General features: G+C 44.2%; 18 protein-coding genes. 8 read left to right on the top strand and 10 right to left on the bottom strand.

The window, feature by feature from the left end; translation table 11 throughout:
- Positions 1–80: 80 nt before the first annotated feature.
- Complete coding sequence (locus tag LAY57_RS10440; RefSeq protein WP_249066361.1) at positions 81–914, top strand: S1C family serine protease; 834 nt, start codon at positions 81–83, stop codon at positions 912–914.
- A 53-nt stretch (positions 915–967) separates the two neighbouring features.
- Here the strand turns inward: LAY57_RS10440 and LAY57_RS10445 are convergent, their stop codons facing one another.
- The 6 genes from LAY57_RS10445 to bchH all read right to left on the bottom strand — a co-directional run bounded on the left by LAY57_RS10445 (position 968) and on the right by bchH (position 6908).
- Positions 968–1903, bottom strand: a complete 936-nt coding sequence (locus tag LAY57_RS10445; RefSeq protein WP_249066362.1) for an ATP-binding protein — start codon at positions 1901–1903, stop codon at positions 968–970.
- A gap of 134 nt (positions 1904–2037) precedes the next feature.
- Positions 2038–2205, bottom strand: a complete 168-nt coding sequence (locus LAY57_RS36470; protein ID WP_420839080.1) for an addiction module toxin, HicA family — start codon at positions 2203–2205, stop codon at positions 2038–2040.
- A 17-nt stretch (positions 2206–2222) separates the two neighbouring features.
- Entirely contained in the window at positions 2223–2444 is a 222-nt protein-coding gene (locus LAY57_RS10450; protein ID WP_249066363.1) for a type II toxin-antitoxin system HicB family antitoxin, read from the bottom strand.
- 110 nt (positions 2445–2554) lie between these two features.
- A complete protein-coding gene (locus LAY57_RS10455; protein ID WP_249066364.1) occupies positions 2555–2944 on the bottom strand; it encodes a type II toxin-antitoxin system VapC family toxin in 390 nt (129 codons plus the stop codon).
- Positions 2941–3177, bottom strand: a complete 237-nt coding sequence (locus LAY57_RS10460) for a DUF2281 domain-containing protein (RefSeq protein WP_249066365.1) — start codon at positions 3175–3177, stop codon at positions 2941–2943. The genes LAY57_RS10455 and LAY57_RS10460 overlap by 4 nt, the downstream gene beginning before the upstream one ends.
- 17 nt (positions 3178–3194) lie before the next feature.
- Positions 3195–6908 (bottom strand): magnesium chelatase subunit H, encoded by a 3714-nt coding sequence (gene bchH, locus LAY57_RS10465; RefSeq protein ID WP_249066366.1) that lies wholly within the window; start codon positions 6906–6908, stop codon positions 3195–3197.
- 87 nt (positions 6909–6995) lie between these two features.
- Here bchH and LAY57_RS10470 point away from each other — a divergent pair, with 87 nt between their 5' ends.
- From LAY57_RS10470 to LAY57_RS10480, 3 genes are all read left to right on the top strand, one after another.
- Positions 6996–9377: a CHAT domain-containing protein gene (locus LAY57_RS10470; RefSeq protein WP_249066367.1), complete on the top strand. Its 2382-nt coding sequence runs from the start codon at positions 6996–6998 to the stop codon at positions 9375–9377.
- 231 nt (positions 9378–9608) lie between these two features.
- Positions 9609–11129, top strand: a complete 1521-nt coding sequence (locus LAY57_RS10475) for a phytoene desaturase family protein (RefSeq protein ID WP_249066368.1) — start codon at positions 9609–9611, stop codon at positions 11127–11129.
- A gap of 134 nt (positions 11130–11263) precedes the next feature.
- Positions 11264–12328, top strand: a complete 1065-nt coding sequence (locus LAY57_RS10480; protein ID WP_249066369.1) for a DUF3616 domain-containing protein — start codon at positions 11264–11266, stop codon at positions 12326–12328.
- Positions 12329–12350: 22 nt separating this feature from the next.
- Here the strand turns inward: LAY57_RS10480 and LAY57_RS10485 are convergent, their stop codons facing one another.
- Genes LAY57_RS10485 through LAY57_RS10500 form a run of 4 tightly spaced genes read right to left on the bottom strand, consistent with a single transcriptional unit; the run spans position 12351 to position 15520 of the window.
- Entirely contained in the window at positions 12351–13217 is an 867-nt protein-coding gene (locus tag LAY57_RS10485; protein ID WP_249066370.1) for a hypothetical protein, read from the bottom strand.
- Positions 13208–14299, bottom strand: coding sequence for an AAA family ATPase (locus tag LAY57_RS10490; protein WP_249066371.1), 1092 nt, complete (start codon positions 14297–14299; stop codon positions 13208–13210). The genes LAY57_RS10485 and LAY57_RS10490 overlap by 10 nt, the downstream gene beginning before the upstream one ends.
- A gap of 36 nt (positions 14300–14335) precedes the next feature.
- Positions 14336–14740 (bottom strand): NIL domain-containing protein, encoded by a 405-nt coding sequence (locus tag LAY57_RS10495; RefSeq protein WP_249066372.1) that lies wholly within the window; start codon positions 14738–14740, stop codon positions 14336–14338.
- 54 nt (positions 14741–14794) lie between these two features.
- Complete coding sequence (locus tag LAY57_RS10500) at positions 14795–15520, bottom strand: hypothetical protein (protein WP_249066373.1); 726 nt, start codon at positions 15518–15520, stop codon at positions 14795–14797.
- 61 nt (positions 15521–15581) lie between these two features.
- Here LAY57_RS10500 and LAY57_RS10505 point away from each other — a divergent pair, with 61 nt between their 5' ends.
- The 4 genes from LAY57_RS10505 (at position 15582) to LAY57_RS10520 (ending at position 19781) form a co-directional block, all read left to right on the top strand.
- Positions 15582–16184, top strand: coding sequence for a thioredoxin family protein (locus LAY57_RS10505; protein WP_249066374.1), 603 nt, complete (start codon positions 15582–15584; stop codon positions 16182–16184).
- A gap of 28 nt (positions 16185–16212) precedes the next feature.
- Complete coding sequence (locus tag LAY57_RS10510) at positions 16213–17067, top strand: Uma2 family endonuclease (protein WP_249066375.1); 855 nt, start codon at positions 16213–16215, stop codon at positions 17065–17067.
- A gap of 972 nt (positions 17068–18039) precedes the next feature.
- Entirely contained in the window at positions 18040–18252 is a 213-nt protein-coding gene (locus tag LAY57_RS10515; RefSeq protein WP_275993826.1) for a hypothetical protein, read from the top strand.
- Between the two features lie 467 nt (positions 18253–18719).
- Positions 18720–19781, top strand: coding sequence for a pentapeptide repeat-containing protein (locus LAY57_RS10520; RefSeq protein WP_249066376.1), 1062 nt, complete (start codon positions 18720–18722; stop codon positions 19779–19781).
- Positions 19782–19984 lie beyond the last annotated feature (203 nt).

Genomic DNA, 19984 nt, shown 5'->3' on the forward strand with positions numbered 1-19984 from the left:
AACCTGGGGAGTATTTAGCCTCTCCAGGTTGGCTAATTAATAGGTGTCTGTAAAACTCTTTTCAGGGGACAAAACTGATTGTGGTACTATCGTTAATCGTTTCGGTAATTAATTTGGCGGCGATCGCTTCATTAAATGGGATATTGCTGTTATCTACGATCGCAGTTTCACCCAATTTGCATAACAGGTTTGGGGACACGGACAACCTTCCAATTCAATTAGCCCAAAATCGCCCACGGAATAATATTTCAGTAGCAGAAATAGCTAGGCAAGTGACCGTGCGGATTTTAGCCAATGACGAGGGTGGTTCTGGTGTGATTATCGGTCGCCAGGGGCAAACCTACACAGTTTTGACTTGCGATCATGTCGTGTCTAAGAAAGGCGATCGCTACAGGATTTTAACCGCCGATGGTAGCACATATCCGGCTCGGTTACAGCGTTCTGCCCAGTTTGGAGATAATGACTTAGCGGTGGTGCAATTTACGAGCGATCGCACTTATCAAGTTGTTAGTATGGGAGACTCTGATTCCCTATCAGTTGGCGATCCGGTATACGCTTCAGGATTTCCCAATTGGTACATGATTAACCGGGATGCCATAGAAAATACCCGCGATTGGGGTTTGAGAGCGTTTCGCGTGACTAAAGGGGATGTGGGGATGATTGCAGAGCGATCGCTCCCCAGAGGATACCAACTCGGCTATTCTAACGAGATTCAAGACGGCATGAGTGGCGGGCCAGTACTAAATAGTAACGGTGAGTTGGTGGGAATTAACGGCAGATTGAAATTTCCGCCGCAAGGGATTCAAGCTTACAGATTCGCCGATGGATCTGCACCATCCCAGGGACTTTTTCAGCGGATGGAAGAGTTAAGTTGGGCGATTCCGATCGCCACTTTTCAAAGAATAGTTAGGTAAGCCTTATTCAAGGATAAACAATAGTAAAAGTAGTTCCTTTTCCGGGGGTTGAATTAGTAGTAATCACCCCCTCCTTTTTTATTTAACTCTGTGCGAATTATATCCATCCCAAATCCTAGACCAGCCCTCAAATCTCGTTTATCTTTGGTAGTAAAATCTGGATGGTAGAGGAGTTCGTAAAGCTCTGCGGTAGAAATAGTTTGAGCTTGAGAACTTGTAATTAGACCTTTTTCAATTGCCTTGGTTTTCACTCGTTCGATATCAATTCCAGCGCCATCATCAGAAAATGCGATCGCAGTCTGATTCCCTTGGGAAAAGACACGAATTTTAATCTGACCCACTGGAGATTTGCCTGCTGCTTGCCGCACTTCTGGTAATTCTATTCCATGAGCAATAGCATTATTAATCAAGTGAGTTAGTAATTTCGGTAAGTGTTTTAGGACTGATGTAGAAATTAGGATTTCTTGCTCCTCAATTTTGACTTCCGCTTGCTTTCCATACTCAGTAGCCGCGTTTTGTACCGCACTATAAAGCGGAAATATTTGCTCAATTTCTGCAAAAGGTACGCGGGGATTGATCGGCATATTTAGTTTATCCTGAAGAGATTGAAAAACAGATTCTATGTCAGAAACGACCTGACTAGAAAAGTTTTCGTTTAGTCCAAATATAGACTCTAATTCATTTACCAACAAATCCAAAGCATCAAAAATTTGGATAAATAGTGACGCTAGGCTTTGGTCAAATTGGATGGGATAATCTCTCACTATTTCGAGTAATTTTCTTAACCTGTGGGCTGTCCTCTCAATACTTTTTATACCGAGCATTTCAGCCCCTAGTTTGAGTGATTCAACAGCACGCAGTATTTGATTCACTGATTCTGGATCTTTGGCAACTTGCAAATTCAGCAAACCTTGCTCAATTATATACAGGTGATCTTTGGCATTTTCGACAAACTCTTTGATGAATTCCCGTTGGTCGTCTGGCTGCATAATAGATTTTAATCCTGGCAAAGGGTTAAGGGTAAGTAATGAAAAACAGGATTTCTATGATAATGAAAGTTAGCGAGCGCTCGTTTCTCCCAGTCTTCCTTCAAAACCAGCCAGCTTAGCAAGTGACAACATTGCTAAGGCAGAGGTATCTCCAACTCTTTACAAATTTTCTTGGCAAGGATATCAACAATCTCGGTATGCCTTGGAATTGCAGATGTTTTGCGGTTTAATGGGTTGTAGTAAACGGTGTGCTTTTTACCTTCGCGGAGAAACAAGCATCCGTTCGCTTCTAAATACTGAATTAGTTCTCTTCACTTCATTAGATACTGACCTTAATCTGTTCCCGAATTACAGATTTACCAGAAAGTTCTTGTTCGGCTAGTTCGCGATTAGATATTAAGATTAATTCGATTGCTTCGCGCAAACTTTCTCTAGCTTCTTCTAGGGTTTTTTCCTGTACATTGGCACCGGGTAACTCTTCAACGTAGCCAATATACCAGTCGTCTACTTTTTCAAATACCGCAGTAAATGTGTTTGACATTGTTAGTTATTTTGCAAAGGGATACGTTGGTTTTGTGATTTGATAGGAGAGGGCGATCGCACAAATCACCCTTGGCTGTGAGTTTTGCTGTAATCTGATATATTACCCTATCACCACATTTCTACCACCAACCCATCAACTTCTTGAAAATGGGCGTCACGCGACACTAAGGTCAATTGGTGCTGCATGGCAACGGCAGCAATCCAAATGTCATTATCAGGGATAGGTCGCCCCTTCTGTCGTAAAAGATTTCTTATTTGACCATACTGATTTGCTGTTGCTGTATTGGACGGTAGAACATTATTAGTAGCTATAAACTCCTCTATCCGTGCCAGGTTCTCTGCTACTCGTCCCGACTTGTAAGCACCATAATAGAGTTCGCCAATTGCGGTGCTTGAAACAAATACAGCTTCAGCCCGTACACATAGTTGCTCAACTGAAGTATCTCCTTCGAGGAAAGCAATGGCAATATTCGTATCCAGTAGGAATCTACCACTCATTCAGACCACCCTTTCAAATCTGCCTGTCCCCAGTTTTCCTCTGCTGCCTCTAACATAATTTTCGCATCCTCATGGGAAATAGTGCCAGCAAATTGAAGCAACTCCTTACCAGGTACGCCAACAGGGTTTTTCATCGCTAAAAATCGCGCAAAGTCCAGCACTTGCTGTTGTTGTTCATCACTCAACTTATTCACTTGAGCGAAAATTTCCTTCTCAATCAATGGATTAATCATCTTACACTACCTCCCGATCAAACCGTTACACCTTCAAGTTCTTCATCAGTTATATCATACAACTCTCTTAACTTCTGCAACCTCTCCTCACTCGGTTGCCAAAAACCCCTCCCATTCGCCTCCAACATCCTCCCCACAATATTGCGAAACGCTTCTGGATTTGCCTCCCGCAATTTCTTAGCCATCTCCTCATCTAAAGCATAAGTATCAGCCGCTTGTTCGTAAACCCAATCATCAGTAAAATCGGCAGTACCACCCCAACCAATTAATGCCGTCATTCGTTGCGAAATCTCATAAGCACCACCACTACCTTGATTCGCCATTGCATCAGCCCATTTGGGATTTAGCAACTTAGTGCGATATTCCATTCGCAGCAAATCTTCTAAATTCCGAGGCGTCGTATCTTTGGAGAAACTTTCCACAAAACTCGCATTGACTTTTTTACCCTGTTGTTTCTCTGCTGCCTTTTTCAAACCACCAGTATTGGCGTAATATTCCTGAATGTCAGTTAAACCATATTCCACAGAATCGATTTGTTGAACAACTCTTTCAGTAGTTTGCAACAATTGATTGAGGATTTCTGTTCGCGCTTCCCCCTTATCTTTTCTGCCGTAACTAAACGCATTTCGACCTTGCCAAGTATTCGCCAACTCATCGCCCGATTCCCAATTAGACGCGACAACTTGGTCATTTACTAGCGAACCAAAATCACCAGCGGGGTTAGAAAATAATCGTGCAGTTGCATTATCCACACCTTTTGCGTTTAATGCTAAAGCGTGTTTGCGGATAAAATTCTGGTCTTCCGGTTCATCCGCATCAGCAGCGCGTTGAAACAAATCATCCAACAATTCAATAATATTGACAAAACTATCGCGGAAAATACCGGAAAGATTTGCCAGCACATCAATGCGCGGATGTTCGACTTCTGCTAATGGCTTTAATTCGTAACGAACAATGCGTCCCGTACCCTCTTTTACTGGTTCAGCACCCACTAATTCTAACAGAATACCCAGAGATTCTCCCTTAGTTTTGATCGCATCCAAACCCCACAACATTACCGCAATTGTTTCGGGATATTGCCCATTTTCCTTAAGATGTTGGGCGATAATTTTCTTGGCAATTTCTCGACCTCGTTCGTAAGCAGCAGGTGAAGGCATTCGATAGGGATCTAAAGCATGAATATTGCGACCCGTAGGTAAAACACCCGCACCATCACGTAACAAATCACCTCCTGGTGCAGGGGGTATATATTCGCCATTCAATCCCCGCAGCAGGTTGGTTAATTCATCTGTGGTTTGCATTAATAAATCGCGAATTTGGATAGACTCTTGGGTATCCACAAACCCGGTTTCTCCAAGAAACCGGGTTTGTTTGTTTTCGCCAAAATAAGCATTTAGATAAGATGCCATTTCTTCATCATTCGGCGGTTCTCCCAATACGTGCAAACCAGATGAGAAGAGGCGATTTTCCAGAACTTGCAGATATTCGTACAAGTTGACCAAATAATGGTTAAAAGCATGGGCACTAAACATTCTGACATTTTCCGGGCTAAAGGCAATTCCCAACTGTTTAGCATCTTCAAATGGGCAATCTGTATCTAAACCTGTGTCTACTATCTTTTTGCAGATGGCTTCTTTGAGAACGTAATTTTTCTGCGTGTCTTCCCGATATTCGGAAATTAAGTCGCGTAAAGATACCAATTCTTTATACAAGCCTGCACGTCCATAAGGCGGCACATTATGGGAAATCAGGACGCCGTAACCGCGCCGTTTGGCTAACATCGATTCGGAGGGATTATTTGCCGCATATATATATAGATGTGGCATATCTCCCAGGAGAATGTCTGACCAGGAATAGCCGGTATTTCCCAATGGGGAACCGGGCAACCATTCAACGGTGCCGTGCATTCCAAAGTGAACGATCGCATCTGCTTGAAATTCGTTTTGCAGCCATTTGTAGAAGGCTGCATATTGGGGATGAGGCGTTAAATCGCGTTCAAACATTAGGCGCATGGGATCGCCTGATATTCCTAAAGGTGGTTGCACGCCGATCCAAATATTTCCTAATTGCACGCCGCCAAGATGATATTCATCATCATAGGTTTTAATACCTGTACCAGTAAGAGATTTCCATTGTTTTGCAATGCGATTTGTTAATAGGTATCCCAACCATTTTTCGAGGGTGTGAACATTGACGGTAGATACTCCTTCAGCAAGCGGGAGAGATTCATCAGCTACTTTCACCCAGCGGATTAATTCTTCGCCATCTTCGGGTAAATCTCCGACGTTGTAACCTCGATCATTTAGTGCGTGGAGGAATTTGATTAAACTTTTAGGTACGTTTAATAATGCTGCTGTACCTGTGGCACCATATCCGGGTGGAAATCCGTAGAGAATGATGGCGATTTTGCGATCGCATGGTGGGGTTCGTCGCAGTGATATCCATTTGTTCAGCCTACCAGTAAGGCGTTTTACTCGATCGGGAATTAGATAGATGTCTTCCCCGACTAAACCGCCAAGGGGAATTGGATCGATCGCACCATCTAATTCGGGCAGCGCGTATAAAACGACACTTTGCAAGCCCCCAACACCTTGCCGAGTCCAAGAGTGTATATCTTGAATTAGCAACGGTGCGGATACCATGTATGGCACATTCTTGGCAGTAAGGATGCGTTTGGCAACTTCAACTTGACGCCCCGCTTCCATCGAACCTGCTGGGCCACCAACTAACGGAAAGCCGATTGTAGATACGATCGCATCGACTTCTACTGCTTCGCTAGATAATGAGAGTGTTTCAATATTACCTTGTTTTCTTTGAGTCGTTTCATAAGCGGTTGTCATCCAATCTCGAACAGCAACATGACCTTCAACCCCATTAATAAAGATAGGTAAGGGGATTAATCCTGCTTTTTCAAAATGACGAATTAGTTGGAAAATGTAAGGTTGTTTTGTGATAACGTGCTTGCGATAAAGTAGAATGCCGACAACCGGATTGGTGATTCCTAAATTTTCTGTTTCGTCTGCTCCTCTGCTCCTCTGCTCCTCTGCTCCTCTGCTCCTGTGGCGATACCATTCTAAATATTGTTTTGGTGATTCAAAATAACCTTGATAATCGGGATGCAATAATCCCATGTTTGGGGTTTCGACTGGTGGCGGAATTTCTCCTAGTTTTAAACCTAAATATTTCTCTGCTAGAGTCCAGAACATGGAAACGACATTATCTGTGCCGCCAGCATTCCAGTAACCGTAGATTATTAGCCAGTTGCGTAAGTCTTGCACCTTTTGCACTGGCACATATTTTAATAACTTCGGCCCTACTTTCAAAAAGCTGATGTATCCGGCGAGTTTGTCTTCTTCTCGTCCGTTGCTGAATTTGTCGAGTATAAATTTAACTGGTTTGGGCATTCCTTTAGGTTTGTCGCCAATTTTGAATGCACCAATTTGGGTGAGACTCATCAATTCTAAGGCTGACTCGAATACTAGGCGAATGGGGATGTGCTGAATTCTTTCACGCAGCCACAAAACTTGGTCATAATCAAATAGCAAACTGCCGAAGAAGACATCTGCGCCTTGCAGTGCGGCTTCTACGGCTTCGGGTTCGGTGCGTAGTGCAATATCGCTAAACACCCGGATATCCAGTTCGGGGCAGCTTGCGACAGCCAAATCAGCGGCTTTGCGGTACAAGTCGGCGTTGAAGGATTCAAACCCAGCAATCAAGACGATGCGTTTCATAGCCCCAAGCTCGAAAAGTTTCTTCATACTTCGATCTTAAAGGGGTTTTCAGGTTAAAACAGAGAACGAGATTTCCTATTGACAACAATGAACTTTTGTCTTAAGTATTTCAGTTTTGCAACAGCGACTCTGCTGCTTACCCTTCACCCGTTACCCCTGACTCCTTCATTCTCACTCCTGCCAGCGCAGGCGCAAACGTCTCAAAGCCGAAGGAATCAGGCATTGCAGCTTTACCAAAAGGCTGGCCAGCTGTACGAAGAAGGTCAATATCGAGAAGCTTTGCAAATACTCCAGCAGGCTTTAGTCTTTTTCCGCGAAGTGGGTAGCCGTACCGAAGTTGGAGCGATCCTCAATAACATCGGATTAGTTTACAGGAATTTAGGCGAGTATCCCCAGGCACTGGAGTTTCTGGGCCAAGCGTTAACCATTCAAAAAGAAGTCGGCAATAGGGAAGAAGAAGCTACCACGCTTGATGTCTTGGCTGGAGTTTACGAAAGCCAGGGTCAGTATGCTAAAGCATTGGAGTTCTTTCAACAAGCCTTAACTATTAGGCAAGCAATGGGCAACAAGGATGGCATTGGGACGACCCTCAATAACATGGGGCAACTTTACCAACAACTGGGTCAGTATTCGCAAGCATTGACATACTACGAGCAATCTTTAGCGATTAACAAAGAACTCGCCAACAAAGCAGGCGTTGGCCTTAGTCTGCACAATATTGGCGGAATTTATTACGAGGTGCGTCAGTACGATCGCGCACTAGAATTTTTGCAGCAATCTCTAACAATAAACAGAGAACTCGGCAATAAGGCAGACGAAAGAGGAACTCTTAGTAGCATCGGTGAAGTTTATCGGCAGCAGGGTCAGTATCCCAAAGCGCTGGAGTTCCATCAACAAGCTTTAGCTATTTACAAACAAGTTGGCGATAAGGCAGGTGAAGGAGCTGCCCTTAATAACATAGGTATAGTTTACTTCGGTCTGAATGAGAATTCCAAAGCTTTGGAATTCTCCAAACAAGCTTTAGCAATTTACAGGGAAATCGGTCAGAAGGCGGGGGAAGCAATTGCTTTGAGCAATATAGCCAATGCTCTGATGAAATCTGGAAATATTATCGAAGCAGAAAAAATGCTCCGGGCTGCGATTAGTGTTCAAGAATCTCTACGGCCAGGATTAAGAGATGCCGATAAAGTCTCAATTTTTGAAACCCAAACTGACGCATATCGCGATTTACAAAAAGCTTTGATTGCCCAGAATAAAACTGAGGCAGCGCTAGAGATTAGCGAAAGGGGAAGGGCGCGTGCTTTTGTGGAGTTATTGGCGACGCGGCTAGGCAGAGCTACCGATCAAACAACTATCAATTCACCCAATATTGAGCAAATTAAACAAATTGCCAAAACCCAAAAGGCAACGTTGGTTGAATATTCAATCATGTATGATTCCGGCAAAAAAACAGACCTTTTTATTTGGGTAATCAAACCAACAGGTGAAATCTCTTTTCGCCAAGTTGACCTGAAATCTTTGCCAAATTCCTTGGACGATTTTGTTACCAGCAGCCGCGAATCTATAGGTGTCAGAGGTCGCGGTATTGCAGTGCAAGTCAGGCCCGATGAACGCTCTCAACTGCAAAAATTACAGCAGCTGCATCAAATTCTTATTAAACCAATTGCTGATATTTTGCCAACCGAGCCAGCGGCGCGTGTTATCTTCATTCCGCAGGATGCTTTGTTTTTAGTTGCTTTTCCAGCTTTAAAAGATACTTCTGGAAAATACTTAATTGAACAGCATACAATTCTCACTGCACCTGCTATTCAACTCTTGGATTTTACCCGTCAGCAACGTCAACGAATTTCGGAGAAAGATGTGTTGGTCGTTGGCAATCCAACAATGCCTAGTTTACCATCCGAACTGGGAAAACCACCGGAACAGTTGCCCAGTTTACCCGGTGCGGAAAGAGAAGCAAAAGCGATCGCAACTCTCCTCTCCACCCAAGCAATTACCGGAAACCAGGCGACAAAAGCTAAGATTTTGCAGCAGTTACCAAACGCTGGAATTATTCACTTAGCAACTCACGGATTGCTCGATGATTTTTCGGGTTTCCAAAGTTCAATAGCTCTCGCTCCATCTGGAAAAGATGATGGTTTATTAACTGTACGAGAAATTATCAGTTTGAAATTAAATGCTCAACTGGCAATTTTGAGCGCTTGCGATACCGGACGGGGGAGAATTAGCGGCGATGGAGTGATCGGACTTTCTCGTGCATTCATTGGTGCAGGCGTTTCCAGCGTGATAGTTTCTCTCTGGTCGATACCCGATGGCCCCACCGCGTTTCTAATGACGGAATTTTATCAAAATATGCAAAAAAACATTGATAAGGCGCAAGCGTTACGGCAAGCTATGCTGACAACAATGAAACAAAATCCGAATCCTAGAGATTGGGCAGCTTTTACGCTAATTGGTGAAGCAGAGTAACCAGTTGTATAACTGAAATCTTACATCTGCGTTTTTCTCCCGCCAGGGGTTCAAACCCCTGGCTAATAGCTTAAGTCGTCTCAAAACGACTTGAGAGAGGTTTTAGGGATTTCCAAATAAAAAAGCTCCAGTATGGGCGGCTTTTTCAACAAGCATAGCAACTCCGAAAGAGCCGATTTCTTCAAAAAACCCAACTTCTGGGGTGAGGTTTATTTACAGTTTTAGAGGTGGATGATGCAGTTAGATGTCATAGTTATCGGTAGCGGTATCGGCGGTTTAACTGCTGCGGGACTACTCGCACGTTACGGCAAGAAAGTGTTAGTCTGCGAAAGTCACACCATTCCGGGCGGTGCGGCGCACAGCTTCTCGCGACGCGGCTTTCACTTCGATTCTGGCCCTTCATTTTATTGTGGCTTAAATCACCCGCAAAGCCTCAATCCTTTGCGGCAAGTGCTTGAGGTTTTGGGCGAATCTGTCGAAACCGTAAGTTACGATCCGTTGGGACATTATCATTTTCCAGAAGGCGCTTTTCCGGTTTATAGTAATGCGGAACGTTATCGAAAAGCAGTTGCTGAAATTACGCCGCAAGGTGCGATCGAACTCGAACGCTTTGAAAAACCTTTGCTGCAATTGTACGAAGCATTAAAAGGTATTCCCACTTTAGCTTTACGCGCAGATTTCCAGGTGATTCCCGTCCTACTAACAAGATATCTGCCATCACTATTAAAATTATTACTTCAAATCGGAATAGTACAAGGTTCCGTTGGCGAGGTGATGGATAAAGAGGTAAAAGATCCTTGGGTGCGGCGACTAATCGATTTAGAATGTTTTCTGTTATCTGGTTTGAAAGCAGAGGGAACTATTGCGCCAGAAGTAGCTTTCATGCTGGGGGAACGCAGCAATATCGGCGTCGATTATCCGGTGGGAGGTAGTGGCGCAATTGTTGATGCTTTAGTGAGAGGTTTAGAACGTTGGGGCGGAAAATTGCGACTAAATGCCCACGTTGACAAAATATTATTGGAATCTGGCCAAGTTGTCGGGGTTAGGTTGCGTAATGGGGAAATAATTAAAGCAGCTATCGTTATTTCCAATGCGACTATCTGGGATACTTATACTAAACTGCTGAAACCAGAAGATTTGCCAAGTTCATATCGCCAGCAGTCTCTCGATATTCCTGCTGTTGATAGTTTTATGCACTTGCATTTGGGTATCCGCGCTGAAGGTTTGGAAAATATTACCGGACATCATGTAGTTGTTCACGATGCTAATCGAGATATCACGGGACCTGGCAATACTTGCATGATTTCTATTCCTTCTGTTTGGGATAAAAATCTTGCACCAACCGGACATCATGTGGTTCATTGTTATACTTTGGAACCTTATCAGAATTGGCAGCGTGATGATAGTTATGAAGAGAAGAAAAAAGAGCGATCGCAATCTCTATTTCGTGCTTTAGAAAAAATCATACCAGATTTGCGCGATCGCATCCTCATCGAACTCATCGGTACACCCCTAACCCACGCCTACTACCTGCGCCGCGATCGAGGAACTTATGGCCCTGCGATCGCCGCCGGTAAAGGCACATTTCCAGGCCCACACACCCCCATCCCCGGATTGTACCGCGTTGGCGACAGCACCATGCCTGGAATTGGTGTTCCCGCCGTTGCTGCCTCTGGGATTTTGTGTGCTAATACTTTAGTTAGAGAGCGGGAGACTGCCAAATTGTTAGACTTATATCGATCGCGGTTATAACCGTAAGCTCACTGTTCGCTGTTCACTGTTCGCTGTTCACTCTCAAAAGTCAACAGTCAACAGTCAACAGTATTCCAAAACTTCATTGCAGTTCCACTTCGTTACCATCCGATCTGAATTATAAAATATTAGACATGAAAGAAAAAAAATCCACGATTGAACAAGTTTTACTCCGATTCAAGTCAGGCATTCAAGACAGCCGGGAAAGTCTGTCTGCTGTTGCACTCACCCCTGGAAACTATTTATGGTTAGGTTGTGATGAAACATCAAGTATTGAGCGGCTGTCCTATAGTGCCCCCAATACATTTGAAAACCACGAACACTTTGTAGTGGCAGATTTTGTCCCCCCAATCACCGATACCGACAAAGAAATTGATATTGAAGGGCTCGATTACGCCGATGGCTACCTGTGGTTAGTTGGTTCTCACAGCCTGAAACGCAAAAAACCAAATTCTAAGAAAACAGACCTGGAAAACATCCAAAATCTGGCAATTATCGAACCCGAAAAAAACCGCTTTTTATTAGCAAGAATTCCTCTAGTGGGCGATCGCTTATACAAGTCTTGTCCTCACCCAGAAAATCCAGAGAAACAACTGACGGCAGCTAAATTAGAAAATACTAAAAGCGGCAATTGCCTCACCGATGCCCTTTTAGAAGATCCTCACCTTGCCCCATTCTTGAAAGCGAATATTCCGGGAAAAGATAATGGTTTTGACATAGAGGGTTTAGCTGTTTATAAGAATAAGATTTTTCTGGGTTTGCGTGGGCCAGTGCTGCGTGGTTGGGCGATCGTACTGGAAATAAAAGTCAAAGAAATTAATTCGACAAGCTTGAAACTTAAGAAAGTAGAAGATAAGCGATACAAAAAACATTTTATTGACCTTGACGGCTTAGGAGTTCGTGACTTGTGTATCGACGGTCAAGACTTGTTAATTTTGGCGGGGCCTACTATGGATATAGATGGCCCTGTGAGGATTTACCGATTGGAAAATGGGGTTAATTTGCCAGAAAATGTGTTATCAAAACCTACACCAATTCTGGACATTCCCTACGGCGATGGAGAAGATCATGCTGAGGGAATGACGTTTTTTCCTACTAAAGAAAATCAAAAATCGCTGATAGTGCTTTATGATTCTCCAGCTAAGAAAACGAGACTTCAGGGAGACGACAGCGTTTTAGCTGATATTTTTCAGCTTTAAACGTCGATTATTGGAGTTTAGACTATTCGGAAACATACTCTGCTATCAGTTCCCGAAGTCGCTGCCACTCCGGTAGCCACGTCCACACATCTTCGCCTGAATCTTCAATTCCTTTAAGGACTCGTTCGCGGAATAAAACTGGAGACTCAAACCCGAACCTCCGCAGTGCATCCTGCATTCCGTAGAGCAAATCCTTACCCGCAAAGCGCTGTAAAAAGTTCTGATTTTGAAATCGACTTCCACCAGGGCAACAAGTTGGTAGTAATCGCTCAAACTCACTGATGACATCGATTTGGGGAGAACTTAGTCGTTGAGAGTATTGTCTAACGATATTGTTCACTTCACTGCGACAGTTTCCCTCTGCCAAAGCTTTGTCTCTAGGAAAGCGATAAGCCTCTTTTTTGTCTCTCTCTTCTCCCCAGAAATTATTAGGGGGTGAGGGTCGATTTTGCAGATAAAGCGATAGTGCAATTCTAGCTGCGGTATAGGCGGCAATTTTCTCTGCCGATGTTTGCAACGCTGCACGGTATTTATCAAGTGGCGGTGCAAGAGAAACCAGCGATCGGTTCACGACTTTAGGATCTAGCAGGTAATTCTCAATTTCTTTTCTCTCCCAATACCAACCTATCTGTATTAGGGTATTATTTTCTGTAAAATACCAAATACGAGAAGTGCCTGTTGGAGGTGAGTCATCATCATCAAAATCGCGGTCTTTTAAACCTTTTATTATTGAACCGGATCTAACATCTCGTGCGCCAAGGATTCTTTGAGAAAGACCCTGTTTGCTACCAATAGGCTTAACCACGCAACCGGGGGGAAGTATCACAGAGAGAACCCGCAAATCTGGACTTTTGGAAACTCCTTCGCAGTAGAGAATATTTACAGGCACAGCGCCCCCCCAAGCAAACGGTAAGTCTCGTCCTCACCGATTACGTCACTAACAGCCTCAGAATGGGTGGTAAAGATAAACTGGCAATTTTGACTAAGTTTGGGAATTTGGCGCACTAATAACTGTGCCGCTGGTGGGTGAAGATTGAGGTCGATTTCATCAATTAATACAACTGAGTGAGCAATTTGTTGCCTGACAAATTCATAGAGTATAGGAAATACTGACTGTTCGCCTGCTGACATTTCCACGATGTCGTAGGTGCGGTGTCCGTCATTTAGTAGGAAGAAGAAGTCTTCTGCTGTGGGTGAATCAACTCCGGGCATAGGTTCTACACCCGCAAAAGACCGTCCCGGAAAGATTCTTTTGTAAGAATTCTCCAATTCCATCAAGTAGTCAATACGATAAGGTTGATTTCGAGCTTGCTGTGCTAGTTTCCAGCCATTAAGATAGCGACGCAGGCGAGCTACACCTGATTCAAAAGAAATTCTACTATTGCTCTCTCCCGATCCGTTATCAGTGGCTTCAACTAGATAGGGATTTGAGCCGAGATTGCGGAATTGGTCGAACCAGAAAATGCCTGGAAGTTTGGCAAATTCGGAACGAATAGATGAATCGGTTTTTAATAACTGTCTGGCGTAGTAGCGCCCCAAAAACTGAAAGTATTCTGAGTTAGTTCTAGCGCGACATTTTTCACCGTCTAGGATTATTTGGACAGAATTGCTATCACCGGGTTCGATTCCGAAGCGTTCTGGCTGTGCATCTAACCATCTTCTCGCTACGGCTTTTGTGGCTTCAATTTCTTCATCTTCAAACGATACTTCTAGTTCAATGTGTGGATGTCCCCAGCGCTGGTAGCGACCGGGAAGAAAGCCTAACCAGTCAAATTCAGATACATTTTGAATTTGTCTGGTTGCTAGGGCTAGTGGAAGTGCGATCGCTTGCAGCAGAGTTGTCTTGCCAGTGCCGTTATCTCCAACGAGCAAAAATCGGTTGCTAACTTCGTTAAGGGTTTGATTTTTGAACGAGACTTCAAGATGGTCAAATCGCTTGAAGTTTTTAATCAGAATAGACTCGACTTTCATCTGCCTTTTCCTCTGCGTAGGTAGAGCGATTTGAGACTACAAATTGGTGGAAATTGCTTGGACGGGACAGGTGGGAATACACTGTTCGCAGACGATGCAGCGCGATCGCGTAAATGCCAGCTTAAACGTCTGCGGTTCCAGGGTAAGGGCTTCCGTGGGACAGACCCCAGTACACAAACCGCAGTGGACGCAGACATCTTCGTCAATCAGGATTTCGCGGCTGGCTAAGGAAACTGTGATATCCTGCGATCGCATCCATTCGATCGCCGCATCCAATTGATCGATATCGCCCAACAGTTCCACCACCAGCTTACCAACTTGATTGGGCGCAACCTGAGCGCGGATAATATTTGTAGCCACGTTAAAATCCTTGGCCAGTCGATAAGCTACAGGCATCTGGATCGCACGTTTGGGAAAAGTCAGCTTAACTCGTTTTTTCACGATCTTTCACCACTGAAAGTGTTGGTCATTTTGATATTCGCAATCTAAAATCTGTTAATCCACACAAAGCATATCTTCGGCTGGATTTTTATAAACCTCTTTTCTACTCACCTCTCGGATATTACCTCCAGTCGTTACCAAAATATTTACTACCGAAATCGGATGAGGGCCACAACCAAATACTCGTTTTTCGTACAAATTCATTAAATAACCTTGCTCGGTTTTAACGACATGAGTATCTTCTATTCTATCTACAAAATATTCGTAATCAGGAGTAGCTTTCAGCCCGTAATAAGCATCGAGATTTTTAACCGCTAGAATATAGCTCAAAGCTTCCTCAGCAGATTCTATCGGTGCAAAGATTTTTTTGAACTCAGCCAGGTTTTTGACTAGCTTAAACTTGCCATCTCTGAATACAATATAACGAATATAGTTGGGAAGTAACCCACCAGTACGGTAGAAATAATCCCCTGGTTCTGGCTGCGATCGCGAGGGGATTTGCTTGCACAATACCAAGGGAAGAGGCGGCTTCAGTCCACCCAGCAAATCAGAGGGTTTGCTTAATCGATTACATCCGAAAGCAACCGCTGGCCCTTGCGGGTCGCAATCGAGAGCATCAGACTCGTTAACGATACATCCAGCGCCTCGAAAGGGAGTTATATCCAACTCCAGTTGCGGTTTTGGGTGATTTACTATCTCCGGTAGCGGATTGGTAGCGGCTATTAGCAACCCGCTACCCACAAGTAAAATAAGGAATCGATAGAAATTAAGTAGCATCATAGCCTCTGTCAACTTCATTTACATTAAAATTAAACCGTAATCATTTTGTTAAAGAAATCCAATGACTACCAAATCACCATTATCGCCGCTGCCGTCTCCAGAAAACTCAGAATCGACAGTAGGGAGGCGCTTAAGAAATTTATTGGTTGTTTTGGCTGCGATCGCACTCACCGTTGCCCTCTTGTTTGGCATCCGAACTCAGACAGACACCTCTACCCTCACCACTCTAGCGGAAAATTCCACACCATTGGAAGTTGCCCTCAGTAATGGCAAACCAACGCTAATGGAGTTTTACGCCAATTGGTGTGTCAGCTGTCAGGCGATGGCTAAGGATATGGGGGAACTCGAACAGCAGTACACCGATAAAGTAAATTTCGTCATGCTGAATGTGGATAACAACAAGTGGTTGCCAGAAATCGAGCGTTATCGGGTCGATGGGATTCCTCATTTTGTCTTTTTTGGCAACAATGGGGAAGCTATAGCACAAAGCATTGGCGAACAACCGCGCACCATCATGGCAGCAAATTTAGAAGCCTTAGCTACTGGTAATCCAGTACCCCATGCTAGAAAAACCGGGCAAATTTCTAAATTTAACGCCCCCGTAAAATCAGCAAAAGCTGGCTCGGACGATCCGCGACTTCATGGCGCTCAAGTCGTGAATTAATAGCATTTAATCGCCATCCAAAATTAGTATGAATCGCCTACCTTCTCAAACCGATCCGCCTCTTTCACCACGCTTGACATTACCGACAATGTACGATTTACCCAGTGAAAATGCAGAGGAACCAGGATTGCCAGACACATTTCATTTAGACCAATCGCAATTATTAGACATAACTTTTCAGCCTCCCAATTGGGATATCGATCGCGTGTTTTGTGCGATCGACCTCAATCTCTACTACGATGTCAACCATCCCAACTGGTATAAACGTCCAGATTGGTTCGCCGTCGTCGGAGTACCTCAGTTATACGAGGGACGCGATATGCGTTTAAGTTATGTGATCTGGCAAGAACAAGTTAGCCCGTTTGTGGTAGTTGAGTTATTATCTCCTGGCACAGAAGAAGAAGATTTGGGTCAAACTGCCAGCAAACGGGGGAATCCACCAACCAAGTGGCAAGTTTACGAGCGAATTTTGCGCGTTCCCTACTACATTGTTTTTAGTCGCTATACCGATCGCGTGCAAGCTTTTCGCCTCACCGGCGGTCATTATGAATCTACAGAACTAACTGAGGGACGCTTGCCAATTCCTGAGCTAGAACTGAGTTTAGGTTTGTGGCGAGGCAGTTATAAAAATATCGATCGACTGTGGTTAAGGTGGATGACTTTAGATGGAGAGTTGATTCCTACCGGCAGTGAGCGAGCTACAGCAGCCGAACAGCTAACCATTTTAGCTCAACAGCGAACCATTTTAGCCGAACAGCGAACCATTTTAGCCGAACAGCAATCAGCAGAAGCACAGCAGCGAGCAACAGCATCTGAGGAGCGAGCAGAACGACTGGCGGCAAAACTGCGCGAATTGGGTTTAGATCCAGAGCAATTGGCTTAATTACGGGTTAGGGGATGGGGATAGACGCGATCGCCCTCTCCCCCCTCTACCTCTGTCTACACTGCGCCGGGAGCGATTCAAAAGATTTTTGACTTTTGACTTCCGCGTAGCGGCGCTAGCGTGTCGGATACCTATCGAGTGATTTAAATCACCGCAATTTCTGTATTTTATCACCTTTTACCAAATCCTTAATCACCCAAGTAGCTATTGTTAGTAACCTAGAATATTCACTAAAGAAAAACGGGAGAGTATCTATATGACCGCACCCTCTGAAAAGCCACTAAAACCAAACCCGTTTATAACTTATCGAGACTCAAAAACAGGTAAATGGGTCGTTGTAAAACCTGCGCCACAGCAAGTCACAGCTATAGCTGCTTGATTGGTGTCAATTCCTCTAAAAAATGAGTAAATAACTCATATCTTGTGCAAATTGTTACTTAAAATCTCACACAATATTGATACCTATACATTTTGGCCTAAATCCGCCTTAAATTAGCACTCCCCTTTTTCTTAAAGCCCGCGCTCCTCTGGCGAGAGTACGCGCAAGCCGCTGTATTTCAATCCAAAATCCAAAATCTAAAATTCCCCTGGAGCCCCTCTGCGGCCTTATAGATATTCTTTCAGCGGGAAAGGATTAAGAACGTCCTAATAGCCTTGGCGACTGCTATATAGCAAAGTGCTTCGGCTTTAGTGCTTCGGCTTTAGTACAAACACAGTCCCCGCCTTGCTTTGAGCGTTTAATACCGTCCTAATGTATGCGCGTAGCGCTATAACATCAATTCCACAAAATATAAATAGTTGCCACCAAGTGTGTGATTTGTCTCACACTGTTAACAACAATTTCGTCACACTGACAAACCGCTTTAACTCACTATCAGAGGTCATTAATTGTCACATTGAGTACCCTGGTTTAATCACTCTCAGCCATAATAATTTAAGCGATATTAAGAGTATCGAGTTCAGCCAATCACAATGCAACTTCAACTTCTCCCCAACGCAATTTCTGAGTTATTCGCTCAAGTCAGCGCCTCCGGTCGCATAACCTTGGCAGACCGCTATGGATTGATGGCAGCCTTGTTGGATGAATCCCTTGAAGAAGAACAAAGAACCGCGATCGATCGCCTCATTCGCGCTTTGTGCAAAGGTCGGATTATTGTCGTGGATGAACTTTCAGCCATTATGTAAGATGCTCTTAGCTAAGCAGCTTATTAAAGCCTAAAAAAATGACCACGCGAGTATTCAATCTATCTACACATATTTAGACACTCTCCCCAGTTGTCTGCCAGAAAGTTACAAGAAAATCTGGCTCTCCCGTACTTAGTGTGAAGATATATATGTTGAACAAAGAGAGAAAACAAGTCAGTCAAATGACTAATCAAACCTATGCTCTTCCAGCGGTGATCTAAGCTAATCTATGTGATTTTTATGAATGTATTCCTTGATAAAAAATTAAAGTGATTGCGATCGCGTACTTGACTTTGTGAGAAGTTTGGGGTATATTTGTATAATAGAAATCTGTGCGCTCATATATACTAAGTTTTATTACTAACTCAAGTTGGTAGGTATGAATTAAGCTCAGACTAATACTCTTAGACAGACGCGCTTCCCCAAAGTAAAAGCTACAACTGGTATAGTGCAGTAGAAAAAGTGCCATGCCAGAGAATCCCGATCGGCCCAAAGAATACGATACCGTTCTTGGCGGAAAAATCCCATCCGTATTGAGTGGCGCGGTTTTGGGAGGACTAGCAGGAGTCAAGCATCGACTGAAAAGCAAAGTAGCAGAACATCGCATTGGGGCGCTAAGGGAGGCGCTGAACTATGGAAATGCAGGCTTAGAATTGATAATTCAGGCGCTAGACGACAAAGCACGGGAAATGCGAGATGCTGCTTGCTTGCTGTTGAGAAAGTCGGAACAACTCATCCTACTTACTTATGATGTAGCTATTTGGAATAAGTGGAGGGTGCGTTCTCTACATCTAGAAGGTTACGATGTAGACCTGAACGAAATCAACCTCAGCGGAGTTGACCTCAGCGGAGTTGACTTCAGCGGAGTTAACCTCTGCGGTGCGAACCTCTGCGGTGCGAACCTCTGCGGTGCGAACCTCTGCGGTGCGAACCTTTGCGGTGCGAACCTCTGCAAAACCGATCTCAGGGGCGCTAATCTCAGGAAAGCTAACCTCAAGGGGGTTAACTTCAAAGGGGCTGACCTCAGCAAAGTTAATTTCCAAGAAGCTGACCTCAGTGGGGCTGACCTGAGAGGGTTTAACCTAAGTTACCTTAATTTCAGATGGGGGAAACTCAACCAGGCGAACCTCTGCGGTGCTGACTTACACTGGGCGAACTTCTTTCAAGCAAACTGCAAGGGGATTAATCTCAGCGAGGCTAATCTCTACACGGCTAATCTTAGGGAGGCTAACCTGAGTGAAGCTAACTTGAGTGAGGCTAACCTGACGATAGCTAATCTGGAAAAGACGTACCTAAGCGATGCTAACTTCAGTGGGGCGAACGTCAGCGGGGCTAATTTCAGAGAAGCGAACGTCAGTGGGGCTAACTTTATGGGGGCTGACCTGAATAACACGGATCTCAGTGACGCTTTCCTATATGGGGCTAACTTCAAAGGGGTTGACCTTACCGACGCTTTTCTATATAGGACTAATATGGAAGGGGCTGACTTCCAAGGTGCAATTATGCCTAATTGCACAATACACAAATAGTTTTTAAAGTTCTTTTTGGCGAAATTCGATTCTTAGGTCGCGCAGCATTCTGCTGGTTCCTTCATCAATGCTTCGTAGACATCTAAAGTTGTTGGCACTTTTCGTCCCGCTCAATTAATCTAAGCTAGCGTTGGAGTAGTTCACACCTGGTATAGCTAGGGACTAGGGTCAGAAGGGTCTAGAATCAAGGATTTCAGGAATTA

This window comes from Argonema antarcticum A004/B2 (assembly GCF_023333585.1).
In the GTDB taxonomy this organism is placed as follows: domain Bacteria; phylum Cyanobacteriota; class Cyanobacteriia; order Cyanobacteriales; family Aerosakkonemataceae; genus Argonema; species Argonema antarcticum.